The organism is Pantoea sp. (assembly GCF_028283705.1).
Taxonomy (GTDB): domain Bacteria; phylum Pseudomonadota; class Gammaproteobacteria; order Enterobacterales; family Enterobacteriaceae; genus Pantoea.
In genome coordinates this window covers 232633-249840 of record NZ_JAPWKD010000002.1, presented here as the reverse complement: position 1 = coordinate 249840, position 17208 = coordinate 232633, and the positions used below count along the sequence as shown (strand labels likewise).

Here is a 17208-nt window from a genome sequence, read left to right as displayed (position 1 = left end):
ATGAGTCTGAAAGGGGGGATGTATACCAGCATGTAGCGGCGCGATAAATCGCGCCGCTACGATAATGGCCGGTTTAAGACACGTGCTGCAAAAACTCGCGCAGACGGTCGCTCGGCGGGTTGGTGATCAACTCGTCTGGGTTGCCATCTTCGGCGATGGTGCCTTTGTCGATGAAGATCAGGCGTGAAGCCACTTTCTGGGCGAAGCCCACTTCGTGTGTCACGATCACCATGGTCATGCCTTCTTCGGCCAGATCCTGCATCACTTTCAGCACTTCATGACGCAGTTCCGGGTCAAGCGCCGAGGTTGGCTCATCGAACAGCATCATTTTTGGCTTCACTGCCAGTGCGCGGGCAATCGCCACGCGCTGCTGCTGACCACCGGACAATTCTGACGGAAAGTGGTGCGCGCGTTCCGCCAGCCCCACTTTACCCAGCAGTTCACGCGCCAGTTTTTGCGCATCTTCTTTCTTTGCACCGCGCACGCGGATCGGACCAAAGGCCACGTTATCCAGCGCGCTCATTTGTGGGAACAGGTGGAACTGCTGGAACACCATGCCTGCTTCCTGACGAATCAGGCGTTCATCGACTTTCGGGTCGTTAACTTTCATGCCATCAACGATCAGATCGCCAGTGGTGATCTCTTCCAGCTTGTTGATGCAACGCAGCAACGTCGATTTACCGGAACCTGAAGGGCCGATAATCACCACCACTTCGCCCTGATTAATCTTCAGGTTGATGTCGTGCAGTACCTGCGTCTGGCCGAAATTTTTAGAGACGTTTTTAAATTCAATCACAGGATTTTCACCCTTTTCTCAATACGGCGCAGCACAAAGCTCAACACCAGCGTAATAATCAGATAGATAACGGCAACGGCGCTCCAGATCTCCAGCGCGCGGAAGTTACCGGCGATGATCTCCTGGCCCTGACGGGTCAGCTCTGCCACGCCAATGACGATAAACAGCGAGGTGTCTTTGATGCTGACAATCCACTGGTTACCCAGCGGCGGCAGCATACGGCGCAGCGCCAGCGGCATGATCACATAGCGCAGCGTTTCGCGGCGCGACAGACCCAGCGCCAGACCGGCCTCACGGAAGCCTTTGTTGATCGACAGCACTGCGCCACGGGTGATTTCCGCGATATAGGCACCGGAGTTGATCATGATGGTCACCACCGCAGCAGTGAACGGATCAATACGTAAATCCGGGAAAGCCATCGGCAGGGCAAAGTAGATAAACATCACCTGCACCACAATCGGCGTACCGCGAATTAATTCAATGAAAACCAGTGCGATGTTGTTAGCGATCCAGCCGCCGTAAGCGCGGGCGAAACCGGCGACCAGGCCGATAATCAAACCGCCGATCAAGCCGAGGACCGAAATAATCAGGGTCATTTTGGCGCCTTCCAGCAAAATCGGGATGGCAGGCCAAATGACGCTCCAGTCAAACTCCATGGTGGAACTCCAGAATCTGTTGCGATGGAAAAAGCAGGGCGGAATCAGCCCTGCTTCAAAGATAAAAATAGAGCAAAATGCGAATTATTTAGGCTCGCTGCCGAACCATTTTTTATAGATGGTGTTGTAAGTGCCGTTTTCACGCAGGGTTTTCAGCGCGCCGTTCACTTTTTCACGCAGGTCGTCGCTGCCTTTCGGGAAAGCGATGCCGTACTGCTGAGCTTCGATAGATTCGCCAACCGCTTTGAAGCGACCTTTGCCCGCAGTGTGGATGAAGTACAGGATGTTCGGGGTATCGTGCAGCACAGCGTCAGCACGGTTGGTGCCTAACTCCATGTAAGCATTGTCAATGTTCGGGAACTGACGCAGATCTTTCGATTTGATGTGCGCTTTCGCGTAATCAACAGAACCGGTACCGCTTTTCACTGCCACGACTTTGCCGTTCAGATCATCGATACTTTTGATGTTGTTTTCGTTTTCACGCACCATCACCAGCAGACCACTTTTGTAGTAGCCGTCTGAGAATTCAATGGCTTTCTTACGCTCATCGGTAATGGTGATACCCGCCAGCGCCAGATCCACGTTACGGGTTTGCAGTGCCGGGATGATGCCGCTGAAATCCATTGGCTTCAGGGTGTAATCCAGTTTCAGCTCTTTAGCGATAGCTGCCCACAGATCGATATCAAAGCCGACGTACTGGTCGCCCTGCTTAAATTCGAACGGAACGAAAGCGGTGTCAGTGGCGACAACCAGTTTTTTGTCTGCTGCGGTGGATGAAAGGGAGAAGGCCAGCGCCAGGGCTGCCACGGAGACTTTAATCAGTGACTTCATCATTTTTCCTTATTACCTTCCAGACCAGCTGGCCTGATTTGCGGCTAATCATATGAAAAAACTATGCCAACTTTTCATTTGTCGCGAAATCAGCAGCTTGCATAGCATGGCTGACACGATTTTGCTTGTATAGAAGAATTTGCACCAATGTGAGGCACCAAAATAGTGCGCAGTGCTGTTGTGGTGCAGATCTCAGTTTGCACCAGAGCGCAGGGCAGGGAAAGCAAGGATGAAGAAATTGTTAACGGTGTCAAAAAAAGCACCAGAATGTTACACAGACATAAAAAAAGGCGGGAGAACCCGCCTTATTAGGAATTTGCTGATTATTCGATATTGGATTCGATAAACCACAGGAACTTATCGAGATCACGTGAAGCCGCGGTGAAAATATCCGCACTGTCTTCGTCACTCACTTCGCTGATCGCCTTGCGTACGTCGTTGGCGACGATGGCATAACGGTCGGCTAACGCTTTTAGGTGATCCTGCACGCTGTGAATGTTAAGCGGGTAGCTTTTCAGCGGTGTCTTGTCATTGACAACCTGGGTCGTACCCAGGGCAACGCCACCCAGCTGTACCACGCGCTCTGCGATGGTGTCCTGATGATCGGTAATTGCGGTACGGAAGCCATCCAGCATTTCATGCACCGCAATAAAGTTCGCTCCGCGCATGTTCCAGTGCGCCTGTTTGGTGATCAGCGACAGGTCAATAAACTCCACGACCAGACGGTTGAGAACCTCAATGGTGGCTTTCTTCTCACTATCAGCCACGTCGTTGCGGGTGTAAATCAGATCGGAAGATTTTGTTTTAACCAGTTTTGCGGTACTCATCATTAAAGTCCTCTCGTTGATGGGTTGTCCTAATCAAGCACGGGACTAAGTATAGCAGCACTTCTCTGTGATGCAGGATTGATTCAGTCAATATCAGGAATAGGTAAACACAAATTGATCATCGGCAATGGATAAAACGCTGGCGAGAAGGGTTTGTGGAAAAATTCAATTTTATCAGTCAGATAAAATATGGCTGTTAATTATCGTTCATCAATGTTGCAAAATAATAACAGAATGGTCGAAGTAACAATTAAAAAGTGATAATGAGAACGGTTTATATATTCAGCTGACCCGTCGACCAGCTGAATATAGGGCCGATCACTGTGGCGGATTTAAATCGACTTCATTAATTTGCGCTGCTTTTTGTTTCATGGTCAGAGTGGAACCGGCTGAGGCGATAATGATCGCCAGCAAAGCAACCCACTGTTTTAGCGTCAGCAATTCGCCAAGGAACAACATGCCGGATAATGCCGCCATGGCGGGTTCCAGACTCATCAGCGTGCCAAAAATGCGCGCAGGGAGGCGGGTTAACGCCATCATCTCCAGCGAATAGGGAATAGCGCTGGAGAGCAGGGCAATCACCAGCGCCAGTGGTAAAATTTCCCAATGCCAGATGCCACTATGCGCAAAGGTCAATCCGAGTGGGACAAAAATGATCGAGGCGACGAGTGAACCCATCGCTACCGTAGCCGGGCCATGCTCGGCCCCGGCGCGTTGTCCCGCCAGAATATAAATCGCCCAGCAGGCCCCGGCACCGACGGCCAGCAACGCACCGAGCGGATCAATGTGGCTCATCCCTTCGCCTATCGGCAACAGAAACCACAGACCGGTTACCGCCAGCAGCACCCAGAGGAAATCCAGCGGGCGGCGTGACCCCAGCAGCGCCAGCGTCAGCGGGCCGGTAAATTCCAGGCCAACCGCCACGCCAAGCGGCACGGTGCGGATAGAGAGATAGAACAGATAGTTCATACAGCCGAGCGCCAGTCCATACATCAGCAACGGCATGCGCTGCTCACGCGTGAAGCGCAAACGCCAGGGTTTAAAGATGGCGCAGAGGATCAGGGTGCCTAGCCCGAGACGCAGCGCGGTGATACCCGGTGCGCCTACGGTGGGGAACAGCGATTTTGCCAAAGATGCGCCGCCTTGCAGGGAGAGCATAGCAATCAGCAACACCGCGATGGGGAAAAACACCGGCGTCAGTTTTTTGGCAGTCAGAGGTGCGGACATCCTGGAATCAATTCCTGCTGTTATTAACATCAAAGTAACAGCCAGCAGTGTAAAGGAATTGAGGGCAAATAAGGAGGCGCACAGCAGGTAAAAATAAGCGAAACGACTGATGCGAAAATAGCCAAATCCAGGGCCAGTTAAGTAAAGAAATGTCAGATTAGTTTAGGAATTTACTTAAAGGTGTAACTGGGAGACAGAAAATTCATTGCAAAAAGATGACGTTTTTTATAAGAAAAATGAATGACATAGGAAACTTCATTAACTTTCTGTTACACCAAACAATCTGTTAGACAACAAAATAGCGGCAGAGTTTCGCGCTATTTTTTGTTATATTTTCAGCGTTGTCAGGAGAGAAGTTTTATCACATTTGAGGTGGTTATGAAAAAAATTGCATGTCTTTCAGCACTGGCTTGTGTACTGGCAGTATCCGCAGGTTCTGCCATGGCTCAGAGCACCGTTACCGGTGGTTACGCTCAGAGCGATATGCAGGGTGTTGCCAACAAAGCTAACGGCTTCAACCTGAAATACCGTTACGAAGATGGTACTAACCCGCTGGGTTGGATCGGTTCTTTCACCTATACCGAGAAAAACCGTACTGACGCTGGCGTGTACAACAAAGGCCAGTACTACGGCATTACCGGTGGTCCTGCTTACCGTCTGAATGACTGGGCGAGCATCTACGGTGTTGTCGGTATCGGCTACGGTAAATTCCAGGCTAACGGTGTTGACCGTCAGAAGTCTGACACCAGCGACGTAGGTTTCTCTTACGGTGCCGGTCTGCAGTTCAACCCGATTCAGAACGTTGCACTGGACGTGGGCTACGAGCAGAGCCGCATCCGCAGCGTCGACGTAGGCACCTGGATTGCTGGCGTAGGTTACAGCTTCTAAGTTTTTGCTTAGACCAGAGTTGCAAACAAAAACGGCCCGATGGGCCGTTTTTTTATGCTTGTCGCGGTGCGATTAATCCGGCATTTTTCAGCTGATAAACAAAAACGGCGCGATAATCGCGCCGTCGGAAAATGTACGTCAGTGGGAGTGCTTAACCGCGCCAGATCAGATTCGGGCAGGGACGTTCAGCGATTTTTTTGCCGGTGAGCTTTTCGATCAGCATCAGACGCAGCGCAAACGGTGAGCGGCTCAACAGGCACAGCAGTGACTTCAGCTCGAAAGCCGATGTGCTTTTTTCCGCCTGGAAGCATTTGCCACAGTCGAGGCAGCTTTTCATGGTGGTCATGTTCACCTCCCGATTATTGACGACGTAACAGTAAGCACAGCCCTGCGATGAACAGCAGGAAAAGGAGCAACAGCAAATAGGGTTCATGCATTTTTTGCCTCCTTTGTGAGCATTGCTGCTTACATTATCAGCGAATATAGCATCGGCTATACCCTTTAGCCAATGCTATTTAGGAAAATTTTGTGCTTATTTGTGCCTGGTTTACAATGAGCGCAGCCAGCCCGTACCGCAGTTCTGGTACGGCAAATAATAAAGAGGAAGCTGAATGAGTCGTCGTGCCAAGAGCGCCATCACCCCGCCACAGGGACCGCTTAAAGATATTGAGGAGCATGTCGAAGGATTTCGCCAGGTGCGCGAAGCGCATCGTCGTGAATTAATTGATGACTACGTTGAGTTAATCTCTGATTTAATTCGTGAATTTGGCGAAGCTCGTCAGGTCGATATGGCTGCCCGCCTCGGTGTTTCGCAACCCACCGTGGCGAAAATGCTGAAACGTCTTGGCAGTGCCGGCTTGGTGGAACAGGTGCCGTACCGGGGGGTTTTCCTGACGCGTGAAGGCGAAAAACTGGCAGAAGAGAGCCGTGCACGCCATCATATTGTGGAAACTTTCCTGCTGGCGCTGGGCATCAGCCCGGAAACGGCTCGTCGTGATTCGGAAGGTATTGAACATCATGTCAGTGATGAAACCCTCGCTGTTTTCCAGAAGTTTTACGAGAGTCGCTAACTTTTTTTAAGGCCTTCCGCCACCATGCCCATCGTGCTTCGCTCGTTAATGTGTGATCGCATTTTGCATTTGCTGTTGTTGCTGGGCGTGATTTTGCTGCCAATGGCGGATTTCCACTGGCAGCAGTTACCCGGTGCCGTTGACTGGCATACCATCATGACGCTTACCGGGCTATTGATGTTGACCAAAGGCCTGGAAAACAGCGGTTATTTTGATGTGTTAGGCGCGCGCCTGATCCAGCGCTTTTCCCATGAACGTGCGCTGGCGTTGTTTATGGTATGCGCTGCCGCATTGCTCTCCACCTTTCTCACCAATGATGTCGCGCTGTTTATTCTGGTGCCACTGACGCTGACTTTACGTAAGTTCTCCCGCCTGCCGATTTCGCGCCTGATCATCTTTGAAGCGCTGGCGGTGAATGCCGGTTCGCTGCTGACTCCGGTGGGCAACCCGCAAAATATTTTGTTGTGGAGCCACGGCACGCTGAGCGTGTCGGGGTTTATTCTGCAAATGCTGCCACTTGCGGCCTGGCTGATGCTGACGCTGATGGCGCTGACATGGTGGAGTTTTTCCGCGCGGACTATCCAGAAACATGCCCAGACTGAGGCACATCAGTGGCAAAAGCCGCTGTTTATCCTCAGCGTGGTGCTGTATCTGGTGTTTGTGGTGGCGCTGGAACTCAAACTCACCGGCTGGGCATTGCTGCTGGTGGCGGGATGTTTCCTGCTGCTGGCACGCCAGGTGCTGGTCAGCATCGACTGGAGCCTGCTGCTGGTGTTTGTCGCCATGTTTATCGACGTCTTTCTGCTGATGCACCTGCCGTGGTTACAGTCGTATTTCGCGGAAATTGGTCAACTGGGCGAAGGCGGGTTATACCTGCTGGCGATTGGCCTGTCGCAAATCATCAGCAATGTCCCCTCAACCATTTTGCTGCTACAGAAAGTGCCGCCTTCTGACGTTCTGGCCTGGGCGGTGAATATCGGTGGCTTTGGTTTATTGCCTGGCTCGCTGGCAAATCTGATCGCGTTGCGTATGGCGCAGGATAGCCGCGTCTGGTGGCGCTTCCATCTGTTCTCACTGCCAATGCTGGCGTGGTCGATGCTGAGTGGCTGGTTGTTGCTCCAGTGGCTGCGCTAACCCAGCGAATTCTCTTCCCATAGCGCGGTTAGCCGTCGCATATTCAGTATGTTATCGCGCATTTTTGCCGAAAATGCGCGCGTTCGCCGTTTTGTAAAGAAACACTGGAATTTGTCAATTTCTTATCTAAGGTTAACTTGACCGTTTACGCCCGGGGATCGGGGCCAGGATTAAGATGACAACTTATGAGTGATAACGAAAATCAGCCGACAGCGCGCAACACGCAGGATCCGCATCAGGCAGCAGAAACCAACTCCCAATCGTCAGAAAACAATGAGTCGGAACGTAAACGCCCCGGCAAAAAGCCACTGATCATCCTCGCGATTGTCGCGGTAATCATGCTGCTGGTGATTTTCTGGTTCTGGTTCAGCAACCGCAATATTGAAACCACCGATGATGCCTTTACCGAAGGCAATGCGGTCACGATCGCGCCCAAAGCCGCCGGTTATGTGGTGAAACTGCTGGTACGGGATAACCAGCGGGTGAAGCAGGGGGATTTGCTGGTGGAAATCGACCCACGGGATAACATCGCGCAGCGCGATCAGGCTAAGGCGCAGCTCGGACTGGCGCAGGCGCAACTGCATCAGGCCCAGGCGCAGCTGGCGCTGTCACGCGTGCAGTACCCGGCGCAACGCGACCAGGCGTTGGCCGATCAGGCCAAAGCTCAGGCGAATTTGCTCAATGCGCAGGCTGATTATCGTCGCCAGCGCGGCGTCGATCCGCGTGCTACCTCACAGCGCAATATCGATACCGCCACGGTGCAATTACGTTCTGCTGAGGCACAGCTGCAGAGCGCGAAAGCGCAGGTAGAAGTGGCGTCACAGGTGGCTTTGCAGATCCGAGCACAGGAAACCAACGTTGAAGCGCGTCAGCAGCAGGTGGAACAGGCGCAGGCGCAGCTGAACACCGCAGAGCTGAATCTTTCCTATACCCAGGTGCGTGCGCCCTATGATGGGTTCGTCACCAAACGTAACGTCCATATTGGCTCGCTGGTGCAGGCAGGGACGGCGTTGTTCTCGCTGGTGTCACCGGATATCTGGATTATTGCCAACTTTAAAGAGTCGCAGCTTGAACGCATGAATCCGGGCGATAAAGTGGCTATCAGTGTCGATGCCTGGCCGAGCCTGAAGCTGGAGGGGCATGTGGACAGCATTCAAATGGGCACCGGCTCACGTTTCTCGACCTTCCCGGCTGAGAACGCGACCGGGAATTACGTCAAGATTGTCCAGCGCGTCCCGGTGAAAATTGTCATCGATAAAGGTCTTGATGCCAATCACCCGCTGCCGCTTGGGCTGTCGGTTGAACCCAGGGTGACGGTGGAATGAGTGCCAGCCAGAGCTGGAAACCGGCCAGCAATCCCTGGCTGGTCGCAATCATGGTCACGCTGGCGGTGTTTATGGAGATCCTCGACACCACTATCGTTAACGTCGCGTTGCCGCATATCGCGGGATCGCTCTCCTCCAGTTATGACGAATCTACCTGGGTACTGACCTCGTACCTGGTGGCGAATGGCATCGTACTGCCGATCTCGGCCTTCTTTACCCGCCTGTTTGGCCGCAAGCAGTTTTTTATGATCTGCATCGTGATGTTCACCGTCTGTTCATTCCTGTGCGGTATCGCCACTGAACTGTGGCAAATCATTCTGTTCCGGGTGCTACAGGGCTTCTTCGGCGGGGGCTTGCAGCCGACGCAGCAATCGGTGCTGCTCGACTATTTCAAACCATCCGATCGCGGCAAGGCGTTTGGCCTCTCCTCCATTGCGATCATCGTGGCACCGGTGATTGGCCCGACGCTGGGCGGCTGGATCACCGACAACTACAGCTGGCGCTGGGTGTTCTTTATCAATATTCCGGTGGGGATTCTGACGGTGCTGGCGATTTACCAGCTGCTGGAAGATCCACCGTGGGAAAGCAAGTGGAGCAAAGGTCGCCTGAAGATCGACTATATCGGTATCGGGTTGATCACCATCGGGCTGGGCTGTTTGCAGGTGATGCTGGATCGTGGCGAAGATGAAGACTGGTTCGCTTCCCACTTTATCCGGTTGTTCGCCGGGCTGGCGGTGGTCGGCATTGTCGGGGCTGTGTACTGGCTGTTGTACGTGCGCAAACCGGTGGTGGATCTGACGGTGATGAAGGATCGCAACTTCTGGGTTGCCGGGCTGCTGATGGCGGGTATGGCGATGATTCTGTACGGCAGTTCGGTGGTGTTGCCACAGCTGGCACAGCAGGATCTGGGATATACCGCCACCTGGTCGGGATTAGTACTGTCGCCCGGGGCGGTGTTGATTGTGCTCACCATTCCGCTGGTGCTAAAGCTGATGCCAATCGTGCAGACGCGTTACATCATCGCCTTTGGCTTCACCTGTCTGACGCTGGCGTTTCTCTATTCCACCCGACTGACTCCGAATGTGGACTTCACCACCCTGGTAATGATGCGCAGCGCACAGTCGATTGGCCTCGGTTTCCTGTTTGTGCCGCTGACCACCATCGCTTTTGTCACCATACCGCAGCGTCTCAATGCTGATGCGGCGGCGTTGTTTACCATGTTCCGTAACGTCGCGGGATCGATTGGCATTTCGCTCTCGACCGCCGCGATCACCGAGCGTATGCAGACGCAGTCGGCCAATATGGTGCATAACATGACGCCACTGAACGAACCCTTTAACCTGACGCTGCAACACTGGGCGCAGGCCATCCGTGATTACACCACTGCGGTGGGTGATCCGCTGCAACTTGCCAGCGGTCAGCTTTATCAGGAGATGATTGCCCAGGCGCGCATTCTTGCCTATATCGACGTGTTTATGGGGCTGAGTATCGTGGCGTTGCTGTTGATTCCTTTTTGTTGGTTGCTTTCGCCGATCAAGAGCGAAGGCAGTGCAGGAGCACATTAAAATGAACAAGCCGTTGCGCTTCGCACCGTCACTGACTGCTCTGGCGCTGCTGCTGGCGGGATGTGCGGTCGGTCCCGATTATCAGCCACCCCATGCGCAAACGCCGGGCAGTTACCACGATTTAGCGTCACAGGAAGTATCAAAACCGCTATCCGCCGCCACCAATCCGCTGTGGTGGAAAACCTTTAATGACCCGCAGCTCGACAGTCTGATTACGCGTGCCATCGCCGATAACCTGACGCTACAACAGGCGGTACTGCGCATTGCCGGGGCGCGTGAACAGCTGGCGCAGGCACGTGGAGGATTATTTCCCAGTTTAAGCGGTTCCGCGAAGGTGACGCGTCAGCAGCTTGGGCTGAAAGGGTTGCTGGAATCGAACGGAGTTTACAATCAGGTAGACAGCGATGTGGCAGATCAGCTTAATGGCCTGACTCACTCGGTGAATTTGTATCAGGGCAGTTTCGATGCCAGCTGGGAACTGGATCTGTGGGGCAAAGTACGGCGGCAGATGGAAATGGCCAATGCGCAGCAGCAGGCGGCGATTGAGCAACGCAATGATGCGCTGGTGTCGCTACAGGCGGAAGTGGCGCGGGCTTATCTGCAACTGCGCGGCGCGCAGGCGGTGCTGCAAACGCTGCAACAGCAAATCGCTATCGCACAGCAAACCTCTGAGCTGACGCAAAGCCAGCAGCGCAATGGTATGGCTCCGCTCACCGATGTGGAGAATGCCCGTGCGCAACTGGCTTCGCTTAATGCGCAGCTGCCGCAGTATCAGGCGCAGGAACATCAGGCGATGAATGGTCTGGCGGTGTTACTGGGTAAAACGCCGGGATCGCTGGATAACGAACTGGCGAACGATAAGCCGCTGCCGGTGCTGCCCAAATTGGTATCGGTCGGCATTCCTTCCACGCTGGCGCGCCGTCGCCCGGATATCCGTCAGGCTGAAGCCACCTTACACGCGCAAACGGCCAACATTGGCGTCTCGGTGGCCGAACTTTTCCCCAGTCTGTCTCTCACCGGACAACTCGGGGTACGCAACACCGATGCCAGCTATCTCGATAACTGGAGCAGCCACTTTTACAGCATCGGCCCCTCGTTATCGATACCGATTTTCCAGGGCGGACAGCTGGTGGCGAACGTGAAACTGGCGCGTGCAGAGCAGGCCAATGCGGCGCTGGCGTATCGTCAGACGGTGCTTACCGCATTGCAGGACGTGGAAAATGCGCTGGTCAGTTACCGCGCCGATCAGCAGCAGGTCACCGCGCTGACTGAAACCGCCGATGCGTTGCAACATGCTTTTGACCTTGCCACCGACAGCTATCGTCAGGGCATTTCGACTTTCCTTGACGTGCTGGATGCGCAACGTCAGCTGGCGCAGGCGCAGGCACAATTAACCCAGGCGCGGATGCAAACGGCACTGGATCTGGTGGCGCTGTATAAAGCCCTCGGCGGGGGCTGGGAGCCTTATCAGAACATCAACTTGCCGGACTATTCAGTGTTTGGTCCGGCAACCACGGTGAAATAACTCCTGCTGACCGCGGGTTTTTATCTGCGGTATTCTCTCCGATGAAATAACATCGCTGACATTGTCCTGGCAAATTAACCGGAGGTGACTGGGGCGACGTTACCATTACATAAATAAAAAATGCCGTCGTAAAACATGTTTTTGTCAGGCTATTAATCTTTGTTTACCTTTGTGTTCACTTCTGCAGCAGACAACGTGCTGGCTTAAAATCGATGCAAGTTCCAGCAGGTGGTACAAGTTATAGGGTTAATTCAGGTTTAATAAAAGCGGCTTCACAGATTTAATCAACCGCGTGATCAATATTGTCATCACTTAAGAATTATCCGCGATGTAAAATTAATTTGTTTTTTTATTTGAATTGGGTAGTCTTGCCGCTACAGTTTATTTAAACCCCTTAAGCAAGGACATTGTGATGAGTGACGCATTTAAAGTTCTGAACAACATTCGTACATTACGTGCGCAGGCTCGTGAACTGCCGCTGACCGATCTGGAAGAGATTCTGGAAAAATTAACCGTGGTAGTGACTGAGCGTCGTGACGAAGTTGAAGCGGAAGAAGCACAGAATCGCGAAAAAGAAGAGAAACTGTCTAAATACCGCGAAATGCTGCTGGCTGATGGTATCGATCCGAACGAATTACTGGGTGCGCTGGATACCGGTAAAAAACGCGCTAAGCGCGCACCGCGTCCGGCAAAATATTCTTACACTGATGAGAACGGTGAAGAGAAATCCTGGACAGGTCAGGGTCGTACTCCGGCAGCGATTAAAAAGGCGCTGGATGCTGGCAAAAGCCTCGACAGCTTCCTGATCAAATAATCTGCACAATCCTTGTCGATGGGAGCCGAAGGTGGCATGCACCTTCGGCTTTTTTATTTCTGTCGTAGCAACAATACGCTACCGGCCAACCGCACAAGCTGACAGGCTCAGTGGTGGCGTCCTGGGGCCTGCTTCTGGCATAATGCCCGCTGTTTTTTCCTCCACTGCGTAACAAAGGTCAATGCCGTGTTAGTTTCCAGCAATATCACCATGCAGTTCGGCAGTAAGCCGCTGTTTGAGAATATCTCCGTTAAGTTTGGCGGTGGTAATCGTTACGGTTTAATCGGTGCAAACGGCAGCGGTAAATCGACCTTCATGAAAATACTGGGCGGCGACCTGGTGCCATCGGCGGGAAATGTTTCCCTCGATCCTAACGAACGTATCGGTAAGCTGCGTCAGGACCAGTTTGCGTTTGAGCAATATAGCGTGCTCGATACCGTGATTATGGGTCACCAGGAATTATGGACCGTCAAACAGGAGCGTGATCGGATATATGCTCTGCCGGAAATGAGCGAAGAGGAGGGCTATAAAGTGGCCGACCTCGAAGTGCTATACGGTGAAATGGATGGTTACAGTGCCGAATCCCGCGCAGGGGAATTATTACTGGGTGTGGGTATTCCGGTGGAGCAGCATTACGGACCGATGAGTGAAATTGCTCCCGGCTGGAAATTACGTGTGCTGCTGGCGCAGGCGCTGTTTGCTAATCCGGATATTCTGTTGCTCGATGAACCGACCAACAACCTGGATATTGATACGATTCGCTGGCTGGAGCAGGTACTGAACGAACGCAACAGTACCATGATCATCATTTCGCATGACCGTCATTTTCTGAATATGGTTTGCACCCATATGGCAGATCTGGATTACGGTGAGCTACGGGTTTATCCGGGTAATTACGACGAATATATGACCGCAGCGACCCAGGTGCGTGATCGTTTATTATCGGATAACGCGAAAAAGAAAGCGCAAATTGCCGAGCTGCAATCTTTTGTCAGTCGTTTTAGCGCTAACGCCTCAAAATCACGTCAGGCAACTTCACGCGCGAAACAGATTGATAAAATCAAACTGGATGAAGTGAAAGCCTCCAGCCGTCAGAACCCCTATATCCGTTTTGACCAGGATAAGAAACTGTTCCGTAATGCGCTGGAAGTGGAAGCCATCACCAAAGGTTTTGATAACGGTCCGTTATTTAAAAATCTCAACCTGCTGTTAGAAGTGGGAGAGAAAATGGCGGTGCTGGGTGCCAACGGTATTGGTAAAACCACCTTGCTGAAAACGCTGGTGGGTGAACTGACGCCGGAAAGCGGTACGGTGAAGTGGTCAGAAAATGCGCGCATTGGTTATTACGCGCAGGATCACGCTGCCGATTTTGCCGATGACCTGACGGTGTTTGACTGGATGAGCCAGTGGAAGCAGGAAAGCGACGATGAGCAGGCGGTGCGTAGCATTCTGGGCCGTCTGCTGTTTAGCCAGGACGATATCAAAAAGCCAGCCAAAGTTCTTTCCGGTGGTGAGAAGGGGCGCATGCTGTTTGGTAAGCTGATGATGCAGAAGCCGAACATCCTGATCATGGACGAACCGACCAACCACCTCGATATGGAATCGATCGAATCGCTCAATATGGCGCTGGAAATGTATGAAGGCACACTGATTTTTGTGTCGCATGACCGTGAGTTTGTTAGCTCGCTGGCGACCCGCGTGCTGGAATTTAAAGGCGACCGCGTGGTGGACTTCACCGGCAACTACGAAGATTATCTGCGTAGTCAGGGTATTGTATAAAACCAGGTGCGCATTTTGCGCACCTGGCCTTGAGTGTAGCGGCGCGATTTATCGCGCTGTTTTTTTACCCGCAGCAAAGGATAAATCGCGCCGCGACGTTGATGTGCCCATTATCCCTTACCGCACACCTCACAATGCGCGTCCTGCGCCACTTTCATACTGCGAAACTCAGCGCTTAACGCATCGTACATCAGCAACCGTGAGCTGGCCGGTGTACCAAAAGCCGTCAATACTTTCAGCGTTTCCATTGCCTGCATGGCACCCATCACCCCAACCAGCGGTGACATCACTCCGGCTTCGACGCAGCTGAGCGCCTGCTCGCCAAACAAACGGCTGATACAGCGATAGCAGGGCGTACCGGGCTGCCAGGTAAAGACGCTGAGCTGGCCTTCCATGCGAATGGCGGCAGCGGAAATCAGCGGCACCTGGTGCTGCCAGCACAAGCGATTGACCTGTTCCCGTGTGCCGACATTATCGCTGCAATCCAGCACTGCATCATGGCGCGCAATCAGCGCTGACAACGCATCGTCATCGAGCTGCTCATTGAGGGGTTCCAGCAAACAATGCGGGTTGATGGCTGCCAACTGAAGCGCGGCGGAATCCACTTTTGCCATGCCGATGGTGCTGTCGCGATGCAGAATCTGACGTTGCAGATTACTGAGCGCCACGGTATCGAAGTCGAGCAGGGTGAGATGTCCCACACCTGACGCGGCCAGATAAGGGGCGGCGGCACAACCCAGACCACCCAGACCGATGACCAGCACGCGCGCGGCTTTCAGCTTTTCCTGGCCGTCAAAATCGAAGCCACGCAGCACGATCTGCCGGTTGTAACGCAGCATCTCCTCATCGCTCAGCTCAGCGTGCATTTATCCCTCCAGCAGGCTGTTAAAGGGTTCAACATCCACCCATTCACCCGCTTCAACATTACCGCGTTCGCGTTCCAGCACGATAAAGCAGTTCGCCAGCGCGAATGAACTGAAGACATGTGAGCCCTGCGGTCCGGTACTGTGCACTTCCAGCGTACCGTCTGCGCCACGGCTGAACACGCCACGCTGAAAATCGAGGCGGCCCGGTGATTTTTTCAGGCGCTGTGCGGCTCTGGCGCGCAGGCGCGGTGGCATCACCGCCGTTTTCTGCCCGGTGAGGGTCGCCAGCAGCGGCTGTACCAGTTGATAGAAGGTCACCGCCGCAGAGACCGGGTTACCCGGCAGGCCACAGAACCAGCTGTTTGCCAGGCGGCCAAAGGCAAAAGGTTTGCCCGGTTTGATGGCCAGCTTCCAGAAGGTGATGGCACCCAATTCTTCCAGCATCGCTTTGGTGAAATCAGCCTCACCCACTGAGACGCCACCGGTGCTGATCACCACATCGGCCTGGCGATCCGCTTCGCTAAATGCCTGGCGTAACTGCTCCGGGTCATCCGCAATCACGCCGAGATCGATGACTTCACAGCCGAGGCGTTTCAGCATCAGGGAAACGGTGAAGCGGTTGGTATCGTAAATCTGTCCTGCCGCCAGCGGCGTGCCCACGGCCTGTAACTCGTCGCCGGTGGAGAAGATCGCTACCCGCAGTTTGCGCAGCACGCTGACCTCGGCGATACCGAGTGAGGCCAGTAACGGCAGCTCGGCCGCCCCGAGGCGTACGCCGACATCCAGTACCTGTTTGCCGGTCTGGATATCTTCACCGCTGCGACGGATATGTTGTCCGTCCTTCACCGGCGCGGTAATCACAATGCCACCATCACGTTGTTCGGTCTCTTCCTGCATCACCACCGCGTCGCAGCCAGCGGGAACCGGCGCGCCGGTCATAATGCGGATCACGCTGCCTGCGGGCCATTCACCGTTGAAAGGCACACCTGCAAAGGCTTTACCCGCCACCGGCAACACGCGATCTGAGGCGAGATCCGCCAGCCGAACCGCGTAACCGTCCATCGCGGCGTTATCGAACGGCGGCACATCCAGCGGGGATAACACCGGCGCGGCGGTGATGCGTCCAGCAGCTTCAAATAAGGATACCTGCAAGGAGTCGGTAATCGGGGAGAGTTGTGCCAGCATTTTTTGCTGTGCGTCTTCGAGGGAGATTAAGCCTGCGGTAAAGGGTTCCATGTCCATATCAGCCTGGTTGTGTCAGATGCTGCCTATTATGGTGGCAAATAGCTGTCGAGTCACATGCGGCTGGTCAGATTATTGTGGCAAATGTTTGATCAGTACATCAATGTTTAAGCGATTGATGTACTCCAGCGAACTGGAGGTGAGCACGCCCATAAAGCGGTTGCGATGTCCGGCAATCAGTAAATCGATGTGCTGTTCAGCGATACATTTTTCAACATCTTCGAAGCGACGCACGGTGACCAGCTGATGGCATTTGATAGGCAGAGTAACGCTGGCTGACAGCTTACTCATCAGCGATTTCACCCGGATAATATCTTCGGATACCACATCATTCATCAGGCTGTCAGAAACGTAGTTCATCTCCCTGAAGTCGTCGCTAATGTGCGCCAGCGTGATTTTCATCGCCAGCGCCTCCGCCAGTACCACCGCCTGGTGGAGCAGCAGGGAGCCATCTTCGTGACCCTGAACCAGCACCAGGGCGTGGGTATAGGTGTTCATGCTTGATTCCCGTAGCCTCGTTGCTGTGAGTATAGTGTTCCACCATCGGTTTACCGGGCGCGGCTCACGCTTTTGTCAAACTTAAAGGCATAAACCACAATAAAAGGTTATGACCCGGCAGCACAGTTTCTGCTTTACAAGGCTGGACGGCCTTTCTATAGTCGA

The 17208-nt window shown here is 53.4% G+C and carries 17 protein-coding genes; 8 read left to right on the top strand and 9 right to left on the bottom strand.

The annotated features are described in order from the left end of the window. Window positions 1-73 precede the first annotated feature (73 nt). The 5 genes from glnQ to rhtA form a co-directional block, all read right to left on the bottom strand. Window positions 74-796 (bottom strand): glutamine ABC transporter ATP-binding protein GlnQ, encoded by a 723-nt coding sequence (gene glnQ / locus PW844_RS02200; protein ID WP_084873633.1) that lies wholly within the window; start codon window positions 794-796, stop codon window positions 74-76. Then, a complete protein-coding gene (glnP, locus tag PW844_RS02195) occupies window positions 793-1452 on the bottom strand; it encodes a glutamine ABC transporter permease GlnP (RefSeq protein WP_084873634.1) in 660 nt (219 codons plus the stop codon). The genes glnQ and glnP overlap by 4 nt, the downstream gene beginning before the upstream one ends. Before the next feature lie 84 nt (window positions 1453-1536). Continuing rightward, window positions 1537-2283 carry a glutamine ABC transporter substrate-binding protein GlnH gene (gene glnH, locus PW844_RS02190; RefSeq protein WP_084873635.1) on the bottom strand — a complete coding sequence of 249 codons (747 nt, stop codon included), beginning with the start codon at window positions 2281-2283 and terminating at the stop codon, window positions 1537-1539. Between the two features lie 323 nt (window positions 2284-2606). Beyond that, entirely contained in the window at window positions 2607-3110 is a 504-nt protein-coding gene (gene dps, locus PW844_RS02185; protein ID WP_036624544.1) for a DNA starvation/stationary phase protection protein Dps, read from the bottom strand. A 318-nt stretch (window positions 3111-3428) separates the two neighbouring features. Beyond that, the gene (gene rhtA, locus PW844_RS02180) at window positions 3429-4337 is read right to left on the bottom strand and encodes a threonine/homoserine exporter RhtA (RefSeq protein ID WP_299446532.1); all 909 of its coding nucleotides are present in this window, start codon (window positions 4335-4337) and stop codon (window positions 3429-3431) included. 378 nt (window positions 4338-4715) lie between these two features. Between rhtA and ompX the strand changes: the two genes are divergently transcribed. Then, window positions 4716-5225: an outer membrane protein OmpX gene (ompX, locus tag PW844_RS02175; RefSeq protein ID WP_299446529.1), complete on the top strand. Its 510-nt coding sequence runs from the start codon at window positions 4716-4718 to the stop codon at window positions 5223-5225. A gap of 151 nt (window positions 5226-5376) precedes the next feature. On the opposite strand, the gene PW844_RS02170 is transcribed toward ompX, so the two are convergent. Further along, a complete protein-coding gene (locus PW844_RS02170) occupies window positions 5377-5571 on the bottom strand; it encodes a hypothetical protein (protein WP_299446526.1) in 195 nt (64 codons plus the stop codon). Window positions 5572-5836: 265 nt separating this feature from the next. Between PW844_RS02170 and mntR the strand changes: the two genes are divergently transcribed. From mntR to PW844_RS02135, 7 genes are all read left to right on the top strand, one after another. Next, window positions 5837-6295: a manganese-binding transcriptional regulator MntR gene (mntR, locus tag PW844_RS02165; RefSeq protein WP_299446524.1), complete on the top strand. Its 459-nt coding sequence runs from the start codon at window positions 5837-5839 to the stop codon at window positions 6293-6295. 24 nt (window positions 6296-6319) lie between these two features. After that, window positions 6320-7429: an SLC13 family permease gene (locus PW844_RS02160; RefSeq protein ID WP_299446522.1), complete on the top strand. Its 1110-nt coding sequence runs from the start codon at window positions 6320-6322 to the stop codon at window positions 7427-7429. 185 nt (window positions 7430-7614) lie between these two features. Then, the gene (locus PW844_RS02155) at window positions 7615-8754 is read left to right on the top strand and encodes an HlyD family secretion protein (RefSeq protein WP_299446520.1); all 1140 of its coding nucleotides are present in this window, start codon (window positions 7615-7617) and stop codon (window positions 8752-8754) included. Beyond that, complete coding sequence (locus PW844_RS02150; protein ID WP_299446517.1) at window positions 8751-10319, top strand: DHA2 family efflux MFS transporter permease subunit; 1569 nt, start codon at window positions 8751-8753, stop codon at window positions 10317-10319. Before PW844_RS02155 ends, PW844_RS02150 begins: the two co-directional genes overlap by 4 nt. A gap of 1 nt (window position 10320) precedes the next feature. Then, on the top strand, window positions 10321-11844 hold the full coding sequence (locus PW844_RS02145; RefSeq protein ID WP_299446514.1) for an efflux transporter outer membrane subunit: 1524 nt from the start codon (window positions 10321-10323) through the stop codon (window positions 11842-11844). Between the two features lie 412 nt (window positions 11845-12256). Continuing rightward, the gene (locus PW844_RS02140) at window positions 12257-12658 is read left to right on the top strand and encodes an H-NS family nucleoid-associated regulatory protein (RefSeq protein WP_299446511.1); all 402 of its coding nucleotides are present in this window, start codon (window positions 12257-12259) and stop codon (window positions 12656-12658) included. A 186-nt stretch (window positions 12659-12844) separates the two neighbouring features. After that, window positions 12845-14437 carry an ABC-F family ATPase gene (locus PW844_RS02135; protein WP_084873645.1) on the top strand — a complete coding sequence of 531 codons (1593 nt, stop codon included), beginning with the start codon at window positions 12845-12847 and terminating at the stop codon, window positions 14435-14437. A 110-nt stretch (window positions 14438-14547) separates the two neighbouring features. Here PW844_RS02135 and moeB read toward each other — a convergent pair whose 3' ends face one another. The 3 genes from moeB to PW844_RS02120 all read right to left on the bottom strand — a co-directional run bounded on the left by moeB (window position 14548) and on the right by PW844_RS02120 (window position 17043). After that, window positions 14548-15303: a molybdopterin-synthase adenylyltransferase MoeB gene (gene moeB / locus PW844_RS02130; protein WP_299446506.1), complete on the bottom strand. Its 756-nt coding sequence runs from the start codon at window positions 15301-15303 to the stop codon at window positions 14548-14550. Continuing rightward, entirely contained in the window at window positions 15304-16539 is a 1236-nt protein-coding gene (gene moeA, locus PW844_RS02125; RefSeq protein WP_276329374.1) for a molybdopterin molybdotransferase MoeA, read from the bottom strand. Between the two features lie 78 nt (window positions 16540-16617). Next, window positions 16618-17043, bottom strand: a complete 426-nt coding sequence (locus tag PW844_RS02120; protein ID WP_299446503.1) for a universal stress protein — start codon at window positions 17041-17043, stop codon at window positions 16618-16620. Window positions 17044-17208: the final 165 nt, after the last annotated feature.